The following is a 17,677-nucleotide window of genomic DNA, read 5'->3' on the forward strand; positions in this document are numbered from 1 at the left end:
AAAGGATAACGAAGCGAAATAAGAAAAGCGGTTAATTTTGTTAAAAATTTGACAAAATTAACCGCTTATCGGATGACTATTCTTTGGTTGGGAGAACTGGTTCGACTTTAGCTTGTTTTACCATATTATCCGCCACTTCTAGAACTGTAACTTTTAAATTATTCAGTTCAAATTGCGTATCTTCATCCGGAATTTTTTCAAGATGTTCCAAAATAAGACCGTTGAATGTTCGTGCTTCATCAACCGGTAAATTCCAGCCGAATAATTTATTTAAATCACGTAAATTTGCTGAACCTTCAATAATGACTGTGCCATCCGATTGTTGCTGAACTTCTTCTTCGATCGTTGGGGCTGTTGACGTGGTAAATTCACCGACAATTTCTTCTAAAATATCTTCTAAAGTGACTAAACCTTTAATGTCGCCATATTCATCAACCACTAAACCGATACGTTCTTTATTGCTTTTAAAGTTCATTAATTGTGTCGTCAGTGGTGTGCCTTCCGGAATAAAGTACACCTCGTCAACCGCACGAATGAGTGTTTCCTTACTTGGTTCGTCTTTTTCTAATAGCAAGCGGAATGCCTCTCGTACACGCAACATTCCTAGCACATTTTTATCCATATTGCCTTTATACAACACTACTCGAGCATGTGCCGCATGATTTAGTTGACGCATAATGGATTTCCAATCGTCATCAATATCGATACCGCCAATATCATTACGAGGTACCATAATATCTTCGACTGTGACTTTTTCCATATCTAAGATGGAAATTAACATTTCTTGGTGTTCAGTCGGAATAAATTTCCCGGCTTCCAAAACGACACCACGTAATTCTTCCGCACTTAATCCGGTGTTTTCATCTTTTTTAACGCGTAAGAGTTTCATTAAAGCGTTGATGATTAAATTCATAAAGAATACCAACGGCATTAATAATTTTTTTAATGGGGTCAAGATGTAACTTGCAAAAAAACCGATTCTTTCCGGATAAATTGCAGCAATCGTCTTAGGTAAGATTTCTGAGAAAACTAGCATTACAAAGGTCAATGCACCAGTTGCAATTGCCACACCAGCATCGCCGGCTAAACGCATACCGATCATTGTTGCAATCGCAGAAGCGGCAATATTGACTAAGTTATTACAAATAAGGATAAGGCTGAGTAATACATCTGTTTTACTGAGAAGCTTTTCCGCAAGTTTCGCCCCTTTATGACCGCTTTCGGCAAGGTGACGCATTTTATAACGGTTAAGTGACATTAAACCCGTTTCAGAACTTGAGAAAAATGCAGAAAGGAATAAAAGAATAGCGAGTGAAATAAAAAGCGTACTCAGGGGAATACTGTCCAAAATAAACGTCCTATATAAATGAATCATTAAGCGGCCAAATTTGAAAAATTATTTGCAATATTGCCGAAAAATTTGACCGCTCCCAGTATCTGCCGATTAGATAAAATGACTACCAAAATAACCGACAGTAAGTAGTATTGTACCTAAAATCGAATAAATTAGCACCCGATTTCCACGCCAACGGAATTTCCATTGTCCTAAAAGTTGGATATTGTAAACAAGCCAAGCAAGAAATGAGAATATTGCTTTATGGATTTGTTCAGGTGCAAAGAAGTTGTGTAAATAAATCATACCTGATATTAGCGTTACGGTTAGCAAGGCCTGAGCAGCTAATGTTAGTGTAAAAAAGTGGCGTTCTACGGTCATTAACGGTGGTAGCATACTACAAAAAACTGCTTTTTTGCTTTTAAGTTTCTTATCTAACCATTTTAATTGGAATGCATAAATTAAAGCGAGGAAAAACAGAGCATAAGAAAAAATTGCAATGCCTAAATGGAATATAAGCCCAGTGTTTTGTGCAATATTTTTGACAAAATTACCGCTTGTAAAAGTAGATATGGCGACACTACAGATACCGAAGGTATAAACGACCATCAACGGAAACCAAACAGTTTTCCAACGAGGTAAAGCCAGTGTAGCGAAGGCTGTTAGTAATAAGCTCATCATTGAATTTACATTTGCGAGCGAGAAATTTTGCCCAATTCCCCTTAAAATAAATTCCTGAGATAAGCTAATGGTGTGGAATAGTACGGCAAGCAAACCGAAACCAAAGACCGCTTTAATATTCGGTTTTTGATCTGCAGTTTGGTGTTCTAAATTGACGAGTGTGGGAGTAACCCATAATAATGCGGTAAAATAAGCGAGTATCGCTAAAGTAGCAAATAACATTGTCATCCCGTTTAATTTCAAAATAAGAATAGTTTTCAGATACAAGTAATCAACTTACCAGTTTTATTGATTTTTTGCTATGGTTAGATGTGAAAAAATTCTTAAAGTTTACCTTATATCAAAGCATTTGAATGATCTTATTCAACCGCAGATATATTTTAGAAAAATCCGATTTTCTCTTTGACTATTTTGCTTTCTATCTGTAATATGCACACCCTATGCAAAAGGTAAAACTACCCCTTACTATTGACCCATATAAAGACGCTCAGCGTCGAATGGATTACGAAGGCTACTTTCCAAGTAGTCTACTTAGTCGTTTGGGTGAATCAGTATGTAATGTGCTAAGCGATGCACAAGTTACTCTCTCGTTATATGTTGATCCCCAACGCTTGACCGTCATTAAAGGGACGGCTAAAGTTGAGGTGGAATTTGATTGCCAACGATGTGGTAACCCGTTTACACAAACGCTTGACTGTTCGTTTTGTTTCAGTCCAGTGTCCAATATGGATCAGGCGGACAATTTGCCCGAAATTTATGAACCTATCGAAGTAAACGAGTTCGGTGAAGTAAATTTACTAGATATGATTGAAGATGAATTTATCATCGAATTGCCTCTAGTCCCGATGCATAGTGAAGAACACTGTGAAGTGTCCGTGAGTGAACAGGTGTTTGGCGAATTGCCGGAAGAATTGGCGAAAAAACCTAACCCGTTCGCTGTATTAGCTAATTTAAAGAAAAACTAGATCTAGGAGTATAGCCAATGGCTGTTCAACAAAATAAAAAATCTCGTTCACGTCGTGATATGCGTCGTTCACACGATGCATTAACAACAGCAGCAGTTTCAGTAGATAAAACAACTGGTGAAACTCACTTACGTCACCACGTAACTGCTGATGGTTACTACCGTGGTCGTAAAGTAATCAACAAATAATCTCGGTTAGTTTCGAGGTATCAGTTGAATCGTCTAACCCTCGCGTTAGATGTGATGGGCGGGGACTTTGGTCCCCGTATTACTATCCCGGCATTATCTTTAGCATTGGAAAAAAATCCAATGTTATCTTTTGTTTTATTTGGCGATCAGAGCCAATGTTCCCCATTACTTAATTCCCTTCCGTCTACGCAGCAACAGCGAATTAGTTTTGTACATACATCTCATATTATTGAAGCCGATATTCCTTTTACTCAAGCATTACGCCAAAGTAAAGGCAGTTCAATGCGTTTGGCATTGGAAGCTGTGGCTAAGGGAAAGGCAGACGGCTGTATAAGTGGCGGAAACACAGGGGCATTGATGGGATTAGCTAAATTATTGATAAAGTCGTTACCAAATATTGAACGCCCGGCATTGACGACTTTAATTCCAAGTATTAATGGTAAATCAAGCGTGATGTTAGATCTTGGTGCTAATGTAGAAGCAGATAGTCATCTACTTCTCCGGTTTGCTGAAATGGGTAATATTTTTGCCGAAGTGATGCTGGATTTGGTCTATCCGCGTTTAGCATTATTAAATATTGGTACGGAAGAGAATAAAGGTACTCAAATTATTCGTGATACGCATCAGTTGCTTAAACAGCGTTATGATTTAAACTATATTGGTTTTATTGAAAGCGATAAGCTAATGAATCATATGGCGGATGTGATTGTTTGTGACGGTTTTAGCGGTAATATTGCCTTAAAATCTTTAGAGGGGGCGGCGAAAAATATTCTTACCCTATTTAAAAAAACAACGCCGGATTCTCATCTTTGTCATACAGTAAAACGTTATTTGTTACGTGCAATTTTTTACCGCTATTATCGTAAATTACAGCAAATTAATCCGGATCGACATAACGGAGCAACATTATTAGGATTGTCTTCCGTTGTTGTAAAAAGCCATGGTGGAGCCGGTGTAAATGCATATTTTTATGCGATAGATCATGCGATTGGGCAGATCAGAGGCAAAATTCCTGATAAAATTTCACAAGGTTTAAACAGATTACATCAAAATTTATAGAGAATCGAAATATGTACAGCAAAATTCTAGCCACAGGCAGTTATTTACCTGCTCAAATTCGTACTAATGCTGATTTAGAAAAAATGGTAGATACAACTGATGAGTGGATTTTTACTCGATCTGGAATGAAAGAACGCCGTATCGCCACAGCAGAAGAAACGGTGGCGACAATGGGAGCGGAAGCGGCTAAAAAAGCATTGGAAGTAGCAAAAATCGATCCTAATGAAATTAATCTTATCGTAGTTGGAACGACAACAAACTCACATGCCTATCCAAGTGCGGCTTGCCAAATTCAAGGTATGTTAGATATTAAAGATGCAATTGCTTTTGATGTCGCTGCCGCTTGTACTGGGTTTGTCTATGCGTTAAGTGTTGCTGATCAATTTGTACGTACTGGAAAAGTAAAGAAAGCCTTGGTTATCGGCTCTGATTTAAATTCTCGTGCATTAGATGAAACTGATCGTAGCACAGTGGTGCTATTCGGTGATGGAGCCGGTGCGGTTATTCTTGAAGCAAGTGAAGACCAAGGTATTATTTCGACTCATTTACATTCGTCTTCCGATACTGAATATATGCTTGCTTTACCGGCACAACAGCGTGGTAATGAGAAATCTGGCTTTATTCAAATGCAAGGTAATGCAACCTTTAAATTAGCGGTAGGTCAGCTCTCAAGCGTGGTGGAAGAAACCCTTGAAGCGAATAACTTACAAAAATCGGATTTAGACTGGTTAGTGCCGCATCAAGCGAATATTCGTATTATTGCCGCAACCGCAAAAAAACTCGAAATGGATATGTCGCAAGTGGTATTAACAGTTGAAAAATACGGCAATAACAGTGCAGCAACCGTGCCTGTTGCATTAGATGAAGCGGTGCGTGACGGACGTATTCAACGCGGTCAATTATTGTTACTTGAAGCATTTGGTGGCGGTTGGACTTGGGGTTCTGCCCTTGTTCGTTTTTAACCAATATCATCTCTAACAAGCGCTCAAAAAAGATAGAATTTTTACAAATGTCAGAAAAACAAACTTTTGCAGATAAAAAACGTAAAACCGTAGAACAAGCTGAATTTACCGAAGACGGTCGTTATCTTCGTAAAGTACGTAGTTTCGTGTTACGTACCGGCCGTTTAAGTGATTACCAACGGGATATGATGAATAACAACTGGGCGAATCTCGGTTTGGATTATCAAAACACGCCTTTCAATTTTGAGCAAATTTTCGGTAACAACAATCCGGTTGTGTTAGAAATCGGTTTCGGTATGGGACGTTCGTTAGTTGAAATGGCGGAGCAAAATCCGGATCGTAACTACATCGGTATTGAAGTGCATACACCGGGTGTTGGTGCTTGTATCGCTTATGCTGTAGAAAAAGGTGTAAAAAACTTGCGTGTGATTTGCCATGATGCCACCGAAATCTTACGTGATTCAATTGCTGATGGTGCACTTGGCGGTCTACAGCTCTATTTCCCGGATCCATGGCAAAAAGCGAAACACCATAAACGCCGTATCGTACAGCCGGAATTTATCACTCGAGTGCTCACTAAATTAGGCGATAATGGTTTTATCCATTTCGCAACCGACTGGGAAAACTACGCAGAACATATGCTGGAAGTATTACGTCAATTTGACAAAGAGTTACGTAATACCTCAGCAACCAATGATTTTATTCCACGCCCAGATTTCCGTCCTTTAACCAAGTTTGAAGAACGCGGTCATCGTCTTGGACACGGCGTGTGGGACTTATATTTCGTTAAACAAGCACAATCGGTTTAACGATTGATTTTAACTATCCATTCTCATTAAATAAGGGGAGATACAAATGGCTATTCAACGTAATGCGCGCCAGCGTAAAAAAATGCACTTAGCAGAATTCCAAGAATTAGGTTTCTTAGTAAAATTCCAATTCGCAGAAAACACAGGGATTGATCAAATTGATTTAACTGTAGATCGTTTCATCGCAGAAGTTATCAAACCAAACGGTTTAGCTTATGAAGGTAGCGGTTACTTACATTGGGAAGGTTTAGTTTGCTTAGAAAAATTAGGCAAATGTGACGAATCTCACCAACAATTAGTAAAAACTTGGTTAGAAAACAATGGCTTAACTCAAGTTGAAGTAAGCGATTTATTCGACATCTGGTGGGATTATCCGGTTCAAGGCTAATGCTTTAGCGATAAGCGGTTAAATTTTGCAAAAAATGGCAAACTCCGGCCGCTTTCTATCATGAGGGCGGGTGTATTCCCGCCCGAATAGTTTATAGAGATATTTTTATTAAGAGGAAGATAGATGGAATTTTTAGCCCCAGTTCTTTCAATCATTATCGGCTTTTTTAGCTTTGTATTAATTTTGCGTACTTGGCTGCAATTTTGCCGTGTTGATCCCTATATGCCGTTATCACAATCGTTACTGCGCTTCACTTCGCCATTAGTGAATCCGGTAAGCAAAGTAATTCCAACCGTAAAAAACATCAATTTTGCCGCATTACTGATTGCGTTGTTATTGCTTGCATTCGAAAAATTTGTGTTAGGTATACCCGTTGCAATGGCAGTATTAGCCGGCTTATTAGGCGTAGTAAAAACTTTCGGTCAGATTCTATTTTTCACCACTTTAATTCGTGCCTTAATGAGTTGGGTCACTCGTGGTGATCACCCGTTAGATTATATGGTGGCACAAATTACCGAGCCGGTATTAGGCTTTATCCGTAAATTATTACCGCGTACCGGTATGTTAGATTTTTCGGTGATGGTTCTCGGTTTTGGCTTAATTCTGCTTAATAACCTTTTCTATAGTATATTTGGCGTGCTTTGGGCGATTGCTTAAATGGAAGCAGTAGAATATATTGAAAATCCGTGTGGCATCCGCCTGCGGATTTTTTTACAACCAAAGGCAAGTCGCGATCAAATTGTCGGTTTACACGATAACGAACTCAAAATTGCAATTACCGCACCACCAGTCGATGGCGCGGCTAACGCGCATTTGCTGAAATATTTAAGCAAGTTATTTAAAGTGCCTAAAAGCGGCATTGTGTTAGAGAAAGGCGAGCTACAGCGACATAAGCAATTATTTGTGCCAGAACCCAAATTGCTTCCGAAGGAAATCGAAGCACTGCTGAATAAATAAAAAACGGTGGGATGTTTGCAAAGTTTTGCAGAAATCCCACCGCTTGTGTATGTGAAATTATTTCACTTTCTCATTAGTTAGCAATTTGCCTTTATATTCACCGGTCAATGACTCTAAGAAAGCAACTAACTCATTAAGCTCTGTATCAGAGAATTGTTTATTGCTTTGGTAAATACCCATAATACGAACTGCTTCTTTTAAATCTTTCGCACTTGCATCGTGCATATATGGCGCGGTTAATGCTACGTTACGTAAAGTTGGTACTTTGAAACGGTGCATATCGCTTGGATCTTTCGTTACTGCATAACGTCCTTGATCAGCATCAGTTAATTCCGTACCACGGTCTTTGAAGTAGTCGCCGTATAAGCCCATATATTCAAATGATTGGCCGCCCATTGCCGTACCAGTATGGCAAGTATCACATTTCGCATTTTTGAAATGTTCATAACCACGTTTTTGCACATCAGTTAATGCGTTTTGATCACCTTTTAAGAAACGGTCGAAGGCACTGTTCGGTGTAATAAGCGTTTTTTCGTATTCACCAATCGCATCGGTAACATTCGCTTGCGTAAGCGTTGGATAAATTTCGTGGAAACGTTTCATAAACTCTTCGTCTTTACTAAGTCTCGCAAGAATATCATCCCAACTTTTTGAACCCATCTCAATTGGATTAGTTGGCGGACCACCGGCTTGATCAGCTAATGTTTTCGCACGACCGTCCCAGAATTGCCATTTATTAAATGCCGCATTAAATACGGTTGGTGCATTAATTCCACCTTTTAAGCCATGAATCCCTTCTGCAACAGGTAAGTTATCCACACCACCTTGAGCTAATTTATGGCAGGTATGACATTGAATTGATCCGTCACCTGATAAACGTCCGTCAAAATAAAGTCCTTCACCTAATGCCACTTTATGTGGATCGGTTGCTAATTGATCCGGAATCGGTTGAACTAAACGAGTCGCATCTGCACCTTCTGTTTTTGGCAAGAAATGTGCTTGGCGTTGAGCTGTAATCCAATCCAAAATGATTTTTTTCTGTGCATCATCAGGACGAGAACCCCAGTGTACGTGGATATATTTCGCAATTGGCATTTCGTCATTACGGATAACTTGTTCCAATTTTGCAAGATCTGCTTCAGAAAGTTTACTTGGATCTTTCATCCCTTCAATTAAACGATCTAGACGGAAGAATTTAACACCTTTCTCAATATCCTCAGCCATAACTTGACCCACTAAAGGCAGTTTGGTATAGCCAGGTAATTCAGCATTTGGTGTATGGCAGTATTGACAGCCATTTTCAAACATTACCCCAGCAACTGCTTTGTGTGATTCTGGTAATTCAGCTGACGCTAATAGTTTTGGTGCTTGCTCTTTATCAAACCAATGTGCGTATCCGACAAGAGAAAAATAGCCTATACCGGCAATGGCTAAGGCAGAAAGTAAATATTTTTTCATAGGTAACCTCCGTTTAAGTGAGGTTACTATTATCACTAAAACTAGGTATATATTTTTTGATATTTATCAATAGTTTTAATCTATACCAACTATTCTAACGATATGTAGAAATTATTAAATGAAAAAACGCCTACAGAAGTAAGCGTTTAAAATAGGAATCAGGTTAATTAGGCTTTTTTCAAAAATTCTGATTTCAGCATAATTTTACCGCAATCAACATTATGATCGCCGTTTACTAAGCGAATACCTTTGAATTTAGTACCTTTTTTTAATACTTCAGATGAGCCTTTTAGCTTTAAATCCTTAATTAACAGCACATCATCGCCATCAGCTAATAAATTACCGTTGCTATCTTTCACAATTAATTGGTCTTCATCTTGTTCTTCAACTTCTTCGCCAGTCCATTCATAGGCACAGTCAGGACAAACAAATTGAATTGAATCATGATAAGTATTTTCGCTTTTGCATTTAGGGCAAACAGGGTATGTCATATAAATAAAATCCTTAATCTTCTAAAAGTCGGCTATTTTATAATGAAATGCCATAAAAAGTAAGCGGTCAATTTTGATGTAAAGTTTACTTCAAAATTGACCGCTCCTTAGACAATAGTAACTTACATCATCGCTGCGATATATTTCAACATAACACCGGCTGCGATGGCTGAGCCGATTACACCGGCTACGTTTGGTCCCATTGCGTGCATTAATAAGAAGTTTTGTTTGTCATATTCCAAACCGACTTTATTTGATACACGAGCTGCCATTGGTACGGCTGACACACCGGCAGAACCGATAAGTGGATTAATTTTGTTTTTGCTGAATTTATTCATCAATTTCGCCATTAATACGCCACTTGCGGTACCGATACCAAATGCGATTACACCTAATACTAAAATACCTAAGGTTTGTGGTTGAAGGAATTTATCTGCCACTAATTTTGCACCGACGGATAAACCGAGGAAAATCGTCACAATATTAATCAGTGCATTTTGTGCTGTATCACTTAAACGTTCCACCACACCACTGACACGCATTAAATTACCGAAACAGAACATACCGAGTAACGGTGCTGCATCCGGTAGTAATAGTGCTACGAGTAAAAGTAAGATAATCGGGAACAGGATTTTTTCTCGATTACTTACCGTACGTAATTGCACCATACGGATTTTACGTTCTTCAACTGTAGTTAATGCTTTCATAATCGGTGGCTGAATTAGTGGCACTAATGCCATATAAGAGTAAGCCGCTACTGCAATCGCACCGAGTAATTCCGGTGCAAGTTTACTTGCTAAATAAATCGCGGTTGGACCGTCCGCACCACCTATAATCCCAATCGCCGCAGCTTGCGGTAAGGTAAAGTCAATGACACCTAACCAGTTCAAACCTAACGCACCGAGTACGGTTGCGAAAATACCGAATTGTGCGGCTGCACCTAATAATAGTGTACGAGGGTTTGCGAGTAACGGACCAAAATCCGTCATTGCACCTACACCCATAAAGATAATGAGCGGAGCAACCCCATAACCAATCGCCACTTTATAAAATAGAGCTAACACACCAGCGGTATACCCCATATCTCCGGCAATCACTTCTAGCTCATTTTGTACTGATGGTACGGCTAATGCAATCGCTTCTTTAATGCTATGCACATCCAAACTTGCACTATTTACTTTTGCTGCAATAATCGCAAGTTGTTCGGTTGTGCCGTGATTCAATAGATTATCTAAAGCAGTCATTGCCAAACCGGCTTCCGGAATATTGGATAACAAACCGCCAAAACCGATTGGCAAGAGAAGGAGCGGTTCAAAGCCTCGGGCAATTGCAAGCCAGAGCAACAATAGACTGACCGCGATCATAATCGCTTGCCCTAGCTCCATATGCATAATGCCCATGCCCTGAAACAGAGCGATAATACTTTCCATATCAACTCCTTATCGTTTAAGCAAGATTTATTAAGACTTGATCAACGGCAACGACATCACCTTGTTTAACTGCAACACCTTGGACTTTACCGGCTTTTGCTGCACAAATTTGTGTTTCCATTTTCATTGCTTCAAGAATTAATAACACATCGCCTTCCGCCACTTGCTGACCTTCGGTTACTTCAACTTTAAGAATGTTACCTGCCATCGGTGCTTTGACCGGTTCGGCATTTGCACTGGTTGCAGTAGCCGGTGTTGTAACTTGTGCTGCGGTAGCTGGGGTTGTAGGTGCAATATTGGTAATATCACCGCCTTCACTGACTTTCACCACAAAGGCTTTGCCTTCAAGTTCAACTGTATAAACTGCAGGACCTGATTGCGGTTGTGCTTTTGGTGCCGCTGCCTGAGCCGGTTTAGCTGATTCTACGGTTGGTGCAGGTTCAAAGGCTGCCGGATTATTACGATTTTCTAAGAATTTCCAACCGACTTGTTGGAATAACGCCACGATTAACACGTCATCAATCGCATTTTCTGAGAGGGTAATAGCTTTCTCTTTAGCCTGTGCGGTGACTTCTGCGACTAATTTATCAATTTCTGGGGCGATATGATTTGCCGGACGATCGGTAATTGGCGCAGCACCTTCAAGCACACGTTCTTGTAACGCTTTATTTACCGGTGCAGGTGTACGACCGTATTCGCCTTTTAAAATACCGGCGGTTTCTTTAGCGATAGTTTTATAGCGTTCGCCCATTAACACGTTCATTACCGCTTGAGTACCGACAATTTGAGATGTTGGCGTAACAAGCGGAATATTACCGAGATCTTCACGTACGCGAGGAATTTCTTGTAATACAAGATCAAGTTTGTCACTTGCATTTTGTTGTTTTAACTGGCTTTCAAGGTTGGTTAACATACCGCCCGGCACTTGTGCGACTAAAATGCGGCTATCTACACCACGTAACTGACCTTCAAATTTCGCATATTTTTTACGAACATCACGGAAGTAAGCCGAGATTTTTTCAAGTTGAGGAATATTTAAACCGGTGTCATAAGGCGTGCCTTGCAACGTTGCCACGATAGATTCAGTTGCCGGATGACCATAAGTACCGGACATTGAAGAAATTGAAGTATCTACACCGTCAACACCAGCTTCAATCGCTTTTAATAACGCCATTTCCGCCATACCGGTGGTTGAGTGGCAGTGTAAGTGAAGTTCTACGTCGTAACGTTTTTTAATTTCACTGACTAATTCGTATGCTGCCATTGGGGTTAAGATACCTGACATATCTTTAATAACGAGAGAATCTACCCCGATTTCTAATAATTGTTCGGTGACATCTAACCACGTTTGTAAAGTGTGTACCGGACTGGTGGTATAGCTTAATGTACCTTGTGCATGACCACCGTGTTTTTTGACCGCTTGTAATGCTGCTTGCATATTGCGAGGGTCATTTAATGCATCAAATACACGGAATACATCCATACCGTTTTTTACACAACGCTCTACAAAACGATCTACCACATCATCTGCATAATGGCGATAACCTAATAAATTTTGTCCACGTAATAACATTTGTAATGGAGTATTTGGAATCGCTTTTTTTAATTCACGTAAACGTACCCAAGGATCTTCACCTAAAAAACGGATACAACTATCAAAGGTTGCACCGCCCCAAGCTTCTAACGACCAATAGCCGATTTTATCCAATTCGGCTGCAATCGGTAGCATATCGTCTAAGCGTAGTCGTGTCGCAAACAAAGATTGGTGTGCGTCACGTAAAACAACATCGGTAATCGCAATTTTTTTATTTTGAGTAGTCATGTTAAAAATCCTCTATTATTTTAATCCTTGTTGGCGACGGTGATGAGCGATAGCGGCTACAATCACAGGTCGTAAACGTTCTAAATCATTGATTGGAGTGCTGTTTGACACAGGTTTTGCTGTGGGAGCAGGGATAGGTTCAGGGAAGTATTTATTAATTAGCGTAGAAATGAAGCTAATTGCATAAATTAACACGATAAGGAAAAGTAACACAAAGCCCATTCCTGAAATCATCAAATTTATGCCTTCACCAAAAAGTTCTGCATTTGTCATAAATATATCCTTATTTGTGTGATGTTCTTTAAAGATAGGCAAGATCACTCTTTTCTGCAAATGGTTTAGCTCAGAAATGCGGAGCAGTTCACAAATTTTTTCTTCATTTGATTAAGATACAGTTGAAACTGGAGGGTGTTTTGCAAGTTTCACTCCAAATTTAACCGCTTGTATATTCTCTTATGGAAAAAATGGAAAGAAAATAGGCAGTAAAATCAAACTTACAATCGTAGATACGATAATGAGTGGTAAGCCTGCTTTAACATAGTCCATAAATTTATAACCGCCAATTGATAATACCATTGTGTTCGCAGGCATACCGATTGGTGTTGCATAGGCACAGGAACTACCGATAACAGTTGCCATTAATACTGCTCGTGGATCAGCTCCTAAAGAACTCGCAATTGATAAACAAATCGGTGCGAGTAGTGCTACGGTCGCAGTATTTGACATAAAATTAGTCAGTACACAGCTAATGATAAAGACGGTAGTCAATAATGCAAATGGACTTGGATTTGAACCTAATAAACCAATGACAAAATTAGCAATATCTTTACCTGCCCCTGTATTGTTTAATGCAGTAGCAAGAGCTAAAGTACCACCAAATAAGAAAATGACTTGACTGTCGATAGGTGCATAGGCTTGTTTTTCGTTCATTACTCCTGTGACAACCAGTAATAATGCACCTACGCAAGCTGATACATAGAGTTTTATACCTATTACATCTTCAAGTACCATTGCTAATAAAGTACCGACTAAGATGATAAGTGAGAGCCATTGCTTCCAAGTAGCTACATCTGCTGTTTCTTTTTTGTTGCCGTATATAGAATTTTCGATACTTAAATTTTCTGTATTAGGTAAAAAACGATAACCTATCAGTATGAAGTACAGAATCCCAACAATAAGAATGGGTAAGCCGACTTTGGCATACTCAAAAAAACCGAATTTGAGATTGACTTGTTCTAAAATACCTTGTGCGATTAGGTTACCAGGTGCGCCGATAAGTGATAAGTTGCCACCCATTGCCGCAGCAAAAACCAGTGGCATTAACAGACGTGAACGGGCAAATCCTGATTTGGTAGCAATGCCTACAACAACAGGAATTAGAATAGCTGCTGTGCCAGTATTGGATAATACACCAGACATCAGCCCGGTGACGAGCATTAAGACAATGGTAAGTTGCCGTTCGGTTTTGGCAAATTTTGAAACCAAACCTCCGATTTTATTTGCCATACCAGTTTCAAACAATGCTCCACCAATGACAAACATTCCAACAAATAAAATCACATTACTATCTATAAAACCTAGAAAGGCTTCCTTCGGGCTCAGCACGCCAGTTAAAATTAAACCAATACAAACAATCATTGCGGTAACAGCGAGAGGTAATTTTTCCCATACAAACATCACGACGGCGAAAAGTAAAAAGAGTAGCGTTATCGTACTTGCAGCCATAATTGCCTCCAAGAGTGAATTTCTGAATTTTGGGTATAAGAAACCCCATACACACAAGTGTATGTATGGGGGGATTTTTTTGATAAGACGTTATTTACTATTTGATGAAATCAACGTGTTTGCAGATTTCTTCAATCGCTTTGTCTTTGCGTTCGTTGAAGATAACTTTATTTTCTTCAAAAATATTGCGACCGTGGGTATCAATAGACACAATTAACGGACCGAACTCTTTCACTTTGCATACCCAAAGCGTTTCAGGCATACCGAGGTCTTTCCATTGTGCATCAACAATTTCTTCTACACATTCAGCCGCCAATACTGCACAGCCAGCAGGGAATACACAATGTAATGCTTTATAATCGCGACAGCCTTCCATTGTGCCTTGTCCCATACCGCCTTTACCAACGATTACCTTCACGCCGGTTTGCTTGATAAATTCTTTCTCGAATTTTTCCATTCGCATTGAAGTAGTTGGACCGACCGAAACCATTTCATATTTATCATCACCAAGCGGTCGAATAATTGGACCTGCATGGAATATTGCACCACCGTTGATATCCACTGGTAATTCACGTCCGTTATTGATTAAACGACGGTGTGCCACATCACGACAAGTGACGATATAACCGTTCAAATAAATGATGTCGCCAATGTTGATGTCTTCCAAGTCTTCTGCTTTGATTGGTGTGGTCAAGATTTTTTTGTCGCTCATAGTGTCACCCCCGAATGTGAAGTAATGGTGTAGTTGAGGTCTTTATCGAAAATAATATGTCCTTTGCGGTGTGCCCAACAGCCCACATTTACACTTACACCGATAACTGACGGATGGCGAGCGGTATTTTCAATGTTTACCCCTAATACTGACATTCTACCCATTAAGCCTTGTGGACCTAAACCGATGCTATTGATTCCATCCTCTAATAGTTGCTCCATATAAGCTGCTTTTTCATTTGAGTTACGTTCACCTAGAGGGCGGAATAATGCTTTTTTAGATTGTACTGCTGCAGTTTCAACGGAAGTTGCAATTCCTACACCAACTAATAATGGCGGACAGGCATTTAAACCGTAACTAGTCATCACATCCAACACAAATTTGGTTACACCTTCGTATCCTTCACCTGGCATAAGCACTTTGGCTTGTCCAGGTAATGAACAACCACCGCCTGCCATATAAGTATCTAATTCCAGTTTGTCACTGTCCGGTATAATTTCCCAAAATACACTTGGTGTGCCTTTACCTACATTCAAACCGGTATTATATTCATCAAAGGTCTCCACACTGTTATGGCGTAACGGCGCTTCTTTAGTCGCTTGAATAACCGATTCTTTTAATAGTGCTTCAAGCTCACCAATGTAAGGGAAATTAGCTCCGCATTTCACAAAAAATTGAATTACACCAGTGTCTTGGCAACTTGGACGATTTAATTTTTTGGCTAAACGTTGGTTATCGAACATTGCACCGTAAATAATTTTTGGTAATTGTTCTTCCTCTTTCTTACGTAATTCTTCTAATTTTGCCATTACGTCGTCAGGTAATACTTTACCGGTAAAACCGACAAATTTAGCAATGGTATCAGTTAGATAACGTATGCCTTCTTCTTTTGTCATCATAGATCACCCCATTTGGATTTGATTTGTTTAGCCTTTCGGCTTCCCACTAAATTAAACAAAGCTTTGATATGGCGAATAGTACTGAAGAAGTATAAAATAAGTCCAATACGATTTTTTGCATACTAGGTATAGGTAAATGCCTATATAATGATAAATGGTTGAATTTTATGAATTTTTTGAGAATCTTTGATGGAATTTAACCGCTTGTAAGCTAAAAAAGAGGAAAAAAGATGGAATTTCGGCAATTTAAATATGTATTAAAAGTAGCAGAAGAGCGTAATTTTTCCAATGCAGCGAAAAAATTATTCATTTCTCAACCATCATTGAGTCAATTTATTCAAAAAGTGGAAGAAGAGGTTGGTTCACCTTTGTTTGATCGTAGTGTTTCGCCGTTAAAATTAACTTATGTCGGGGAGCTTTATGTAGAAAAAGCTAAAGCAATAATAGATATTCAACACCAATTTGAGCAAAAAGTAGATGATATTTTGAATGTCAAACGTGGAAGAGTGACGATCGGTAGTACACCATTCCGTAGTGCTTACTTACTTTCGAGAGTATTGCCGCTTTTTAGCCAACAATATCCAAAAATTGATATATTTTTAAAAGAAGATAGTACCCGTAATTTAGAAGAAATGGTTACACATGGATATGTTGATTGTGCTATTTCATTATTACCTGTCAACGAAAAATATTTTGATTATGAAATATTATTTGAAGAACGAATGTTGTTAGTAATCCCTCCGGAACATGGAATTGCTAAAGAACTAGGGTTAAAAGCCGGTGATCATTCTTTTAGTCAAAGAGTATGTTTAGAACAATTTAAACAGAGCCGTTTTATTAAAATGAATAAAAATCATAAATTACATGAGATGCTTATTAAGCAGTGTGAATTAGCCGGTTATGTACCTGAAATTGCCTTGGAAACAGAAAGTATGGCTACGGCTCAATCGTTAGCGGGAGCAGGGTTAGGTGTAGCATTATTACCTGAAACATTAGTGTCAAAAAATCATTTTGATAAAGAACCCTGCTATGGAGAGCTAGATATACGTCGAACAGTTATAATCATTTATCGTAAAAATAGTTATTTATCACGTGCGACACGTGCATTTATTCAGTCACTACGTGAATTGACCCAATGTCCGTTCTCATCCGAAAAAATGTAGCAAAACGTGTTTTTCCTTGTTTGGTAAGACCTCGATATTTATACGTAATCAAACTTCCGATAGGTGGTGAATTTTCACGATCTTTATCCTTAAAACCGGAGCCAATACGAAAACGTCCACGCTGGTTTTCACAAGTGATTGCACCTAGTTTATCGCGATATTTCCCTTTGCCGTTATGGTGAGCAATGACGGTACATTCTTCATCTAATACGGGTTTTAATTTGAGAATTTGTGCAGAACGTCCTTTTATATAAGCCGTATTCGGATTCCGCACCACAACGCCTTCGCCATTTTGAGATAGCACTTGTTGGTAGAATTGCATTAAATGAGCTTTATCTTGAATCGGAATCTGTTCAATAATTTGAATATAAGGGGTAGGGTGCTGTGAAAGATAATTTTTCAATGTAGTTAATCTTTCAAATAGATTGCCATTAGCATTCGGCACATCAAAAACATAGAGTTTCAGTTTATACCAGCCTTTTGGCTCATTGGCTCTGGTGATACTTGAGATTTCTTCAAATTGTCCTCTTTCGCTAAAAAGTTCTCCATCAATCGCAAAAGGTGGGAAATCTTTAATAAAGTAGTCCGGAGGTGCAAGCGGATTACCTTGGCGGCTGATAAGTTGCTTACCATCC

At 39.1% G+C, this 17,677-nt stretch carries 20 protein-coding genes (1 of these 20 cut by a window edge); 9 read left to right on the forward strand and 11 right to left on the reverse strand.

All coding sequences use genetic code 11. From position 1 onward, the window contains the following. Positions 1-76: 76 nt before the first annotated feature. Positions 77-1,348, reverse strand: a complete 1,272-nt coding sequence (locus NYR60_RS08995; protein WP_279466849.1) for an HlyC/CorC family transporter — start codon at positions 1,346-1,348, stop codon at positions 77-79. Between the two features lie 96 nt (positions 1,349-1,444). Then, positions 1,445-2,236, reverse strand: a complete 792-nt coding sequence (locus tag NYR60_RS09000; protein WP_279466851.1) for a cytochrome C assembly family protein — start codon at positions 2,234-2,236, stop codon at positions 1,445-1,447. 218 nt (positions 2,237-2,454) lie between these two features. Here NYR60_RS09000 and yceD point away from each other — a divergent pair, with 218 nt between their 5' ends. From yceD to yggU, 8 genes are all read left to right on the forward strand, one after another. After that, positions 2,455-2,979 carry a 23S rRNA accumulation protein YceD gene (gene yceD / locus NYR60_RS09005; RefSeq protein WP_279445753.1) on the forward strand — a complete coding sequence of 175 codons (525 nt, stop codon included), beginning with the start codon at positions 2,455-2,457 and terminating at the stop codon, positions 2,977-2,979. Positions 2,980-2,996: 17 nt separating this feature from the next. Beyond that, entirely contained in the window at positions 2,997-3,167 is a 171-nt protein-coding gene (rpmF, locus tag NYR60_RS09010; RefSeq protein ID WP_005598552.1) for a 50S ribosomal protein L32, read from the forward strand. A gap of 24 nt (positions 3,168-3,191) precedes the next feature. Further along, a complete protein-coding gene (gene plsX / locus NYR60_RS09015; RefSeq protein WP_279466852.1) occupies positions 3,192-4,226 on the forward strand; it encodes a phosphate acyltransferase PlsX in 1,035 nt (344 codons plus the stop codon). 11 nt (positions 4,227-4,237) lie between these two features. After that, the gene (locus NYR60_RS09020; protein ID WP_279466853.1) at positions 4,238-5,188 is read left to right on the forward strand and encodes a beta-ketoacyl-ACP synthase III; all 951 of its coding nucleotides are present in this window, start codon (positions 4,238-4,240) and stop codon (positions 5,186-5,188) included. Positions 5,189-5,235: 47 nt separating this feature from the next. Next, positions 5,236-5,997 (forward strand): tRNA (guanosine(46)-N7)-methyltransferase TrmB, encoded by a 762-nt coding sequence (gene trmB, locus NYR60_RS09025; protein ID WP_279466854.1) that lies wholly within the window; start codon positions 5,236-5,238, stop codon positions 5,995-5,997. A 46-nt stretch (positions 5,998-6,043) separates the two neighbouring features. After that, positions 6,044-6,385: a YggL family protein gene (locus NYR60_RS09030; RefSeq protein WP_005598541.1), complete on the forward strand. Its 342-nt coding sequence runs from the start codon at positions 6,044-6,046 to the stop codon at positions 6,383-6,385. 123 nt (positions 6,386-6,508) lie between these two features. Further along, on the forward strand, positions 6,509-7,042 hold the full coding sequence (locus NYR60_RS09035; protein WP_279466856.1) for a YggT family protein: 534 nt from the start codon (positions 6,509-6,511) through the stop codon (positions 7,040-7,042). Next, the gene (gene yggU / locus NYR60_RS09040) at positions 7,043-7,342 is read left to right on the forward strand and encodes a DUF167 family protein YggU (RefSeq protein WP_279466858.1); all 300 of its coding nucleotides are present in this window, start codon (positions 7,043-7,045) and stop codon (positions 7,340-7,342) included. It abuts the gene before it with no gap. 57 nt (positions 7,343-7,399) lie between these two features. On the opposite strand, the gene NYR60_RS09045 is transcribed toward yggU, so the two are convergent. The 8 genes from NYR60_RS09045 to ttdA all read right to left on the reverse strand — a co-directional run bounded on the left by NYR60_RS09045 (position 7,400) and on the right by ttdA (position 15,879). Then, positions 7,400-8,800 carry a cytochrome c peroxidase gene (locus tag NYR60_RS09045; RefSeq protein ID WP_279466860.1) on the reverse strand — a complete coding sequence of 467 codons (1,401 nt, stop codon included), beginning with the start codon at positions 8,798-8,800 and terminating at the stop codon, positions 7,400-7,402. 167 nt (positions 8,801-8,967) lie between these two features. Next, positions 8,968-9,291 carry a zinc ribbon domain-containing protein YjdM gene (locus NYR60_RS09050; protein ID WP_279466861.1) on the reverse strand — a complete coding sequence of 108 codons (324 nt, stop codon included), beginning with the start codon at positions 9,289-9,291 and terminating at the stop codon, positions 8,968-8,970. A gap of 122 nt (positions 9,292-9,413) precedes the next feature. Further along, positions 9,414-10,721 carry an oxaloacetate decarboxylase subunit beta gene (locus NYR60_RS09055; RefSeq protein ID WP_279466862.1) on the reverse strand — a complete coding sequence of 436 codons (1,308 nt, stop codon included), beginning with the start codon at positions 10,719-10,721 and terminating at the stop codon, positions 9,414-9,416. A 16-nt stretch (positions 10,722-10,737) separates the two neighbouring features. Beyond that, on the reverse strand, positions 10,738-12,543 hold the full coding sequence (gene oadA, locus NYR60_RS09060) for a sodium-extruding oxaloacetate decarboxylase subunit alpha (protein WP_279466865.1): 1,806 nt from the start codon (positions 12,541-12,543) through the stop codon (positions 10,738-10,740). A gap of 15 nt (positions 12,544-12,558) precedes the next feature. Beyond that, positions 12,559-12,816, reverse strand: a complete 258-nt coding sequence (locus tag NYR60_RS09065) for an oxaloacetate decarboxylase subunit gamma (RefSeq protein ID WP_279466866.1) — start codon at positions 12,814-12,816, stop codon at positions 12,559-12,561. Between the two features lie 180 nt (positions 12,817-12,996). Then, positions 12,997-14,268, reverse strand: a complete 1,272-nt coding sequence (locus NYR60_RS09070; protein ID WP_279466867.1) for an SLC13 family permease — start codon at positions 14,266-14,268, stop codon at positions 12,997-12,999. 97 nt (positions 14,269-14,365) lie between these two features. Beyond that, the gene (ttdB, locus tag NYR60_RS09075) at positions 14,366-14,980 is read right to left on the reverse strand and encodes a L(+)-tartrate dehydratase subunit beta (RefSeq protein WP_015674462.1); all 615 of its coding nucleotides are present in this window, start codon (positions 14,978-14,980) and stop codon (positions 14,366-14,368) included. Next, positions 14,977-15,879, reverse strand: coding sequence for a L(+)-tartrate dehydratase subunit alpha (gene ttdA / locus NYR60_RS09080; protein WP_279466868.1), 903 nt, complete (start codon positions 15,877-15,879; stop codon positions 14,977-14,979). The genes ttdB and ttdA overlap by 4 nt, the downstream gene beginning before the upstream one ends. Positions 15,880-16,109: 230 nt before the next feature. Here ttdA and NYR60_RS09085 point away from each other — a divergent pair, with 230 nt between their 5' ends. Next, positions 16,110-17,042: a LysR family transcriptional regulator gene (locus tag NYR60_RS09085; RefSeq protein ID WP_279466869.1), complete on the forward strand. Its 933-nt coding sequence runs from the start codon at positions 16,110-16,112 to the stop codon at positions 17,040-17,042. Here NYR60_RS09085 and NYR60_RS09090 read toward each other — a convergent pair. Then, positions 16,987-17,677 carry the 3' portion of a DNA ligase gene (locus NYR60_RS09090; protein ID WP_279466870.1) on the reverse strand. Its footprint extends 146 nt past the window's final position, so only the last 691 of its 837 coding nucleotides appear in the window; the start codon falls outside the window, past its right edge; its stop codon occupies positions 16,987-16,989. The two genes, NYR60_RS09085 and NYR60_RS09090, sit on opposite strands and share 56 nt — an antisense overlap.

This window comes from Actinobacillus genomosp. 2, assembly GCF_029773605.1.
Classification (GTDB): domain Bacteria; phylum Pseudomonadota; class Gammaproteobacteria; order Enterobacterales; family Pasteurellaceae; genus Actinobacillus.

What these genes read in the sequence shown, in the direction of transcription:
- NYR60_RS09000 (WP_279466851.1), bottom strand. Translation starts at nt 2,236, where the DNA reads ATGTTATTTGCTACTTTAGCGATACTCGCTTATTTTACCGCATTATTA.
- yceD (WP_279445753.1), top strand. Translation starts at nt 2,455, where the DNA reads ATGCAAAAGGTAAAACTACCCCTTACTATTGACCCATATAAAGACGCT.
- rpmF (WP_005598552.1), top strand. Translation starts at nt 2,997, where the DNA reads ATGGCTGTTCAACAAAATAAAAAATCTCGTTCACGTCGTGATATGCGT.
- NYR60_RS09020 (WP_279466853.1), top strand. Translation starts at nt 4,238, where the DNA reads ATGTACAGCAAAATTCTAGCCACAGGCAGTTATTTACCTGCTCAAATT.
- trmB (WP_279466854.1), top strand. Translation starts at nt 5,236, where the DNA reads ATGTCAGAAAAACAAACTTTTGCAGATAAAAAACGTAAAACCGTAGAA.
- NYR60_RS09030 (WP_005598541.1), top strand. Translation starts at nt 6,044, where the DNA reads ATGGCTATTCAACGTAATGCGCGCCAGCGTAAAAAAATGCACTTAGCA.
- NYR60_RS09035 (WP_279466856.1), top strand. Translation starts at nt 6,509, where the DNA reads ATGGAATTTTTAGCCCCAGTTCTTTCAATCATTATCGGCTTTTTTAGC.
- yggU (WP_279466858.1), top strand. Translation starts at nt 7,043, where the DNA reads ATGGAAGCAGTAGAATATATTGAAAATCCGTGTGGCATCCGCCTGCGG.
- NYR60_RS09045 (WP_279466860.1), bottom strand. Translation starts at nt 8,800, where the DNA reads ATGAAAAAATATTTACTTTCTGCCTTAGCCATTGCCGGTATAGGCTAT.
- NYR60_RS09050 (WP_279466861.1), bottom strand. Translation starts at nt 9,291, where the DNA reads ATGACATACCCTGTTTGCCCTAAATGCAAAAGCGAAAATACTTATCAT.
- NYR60_RS09055 (WP_279466862.1), bottom strand. Translation starts at nt 10,721, where the DNA reads ATGGAAAGTATTATCGCTCTGTTTCAGGGCATGGGCATTATGCATATG.
- oadA (WP_279466865.1), bottom strand. Translation starts at nt 12,543, where the DNA reads ATGACTACTCAAAATAAAAAAATTGCGATTACCGATGTTGTTTTACGT.
- NYR60_RS09065 (WP_279466866.1), bottom strand. Translation starts at nt 12,816, where the DNA reads ATGACAAATGCAGAACTTTTTGGTGAAGGCATAAATTTGATGATTTCA.
- NYR60_RS09070 (WP_279466867.1), bottom strand. Translation starts at nt 14,268, where the DNA reads ATGGCTGCAAGTACGATAACGCTACTCTTTTTACTTTTCGCCGTCGTG.
- ttdB (WP_015674462.1), bottom strand. Translation starts at nt 14,980, where the DNA reads ATGAGCGACAAAAAAATCTTGACCACACCAATCAAAGCAGAAGACTTG.
- ttdA (WP_279466868.1), bottom strand. Translation starts at nt 15,879, where the DNA reads ATGATGACAAAAGAAGAAGGCATACGTTATCTAACTGATACCATTGCT.
- NYR60_RS09085 (WP_279466869.1), top strand. Translation starts at nt 16,110, where the DNA reads ATGGAATTTCGGCAATTTAAATATGTATTAAAAGTAGCAGAAGAGCGT.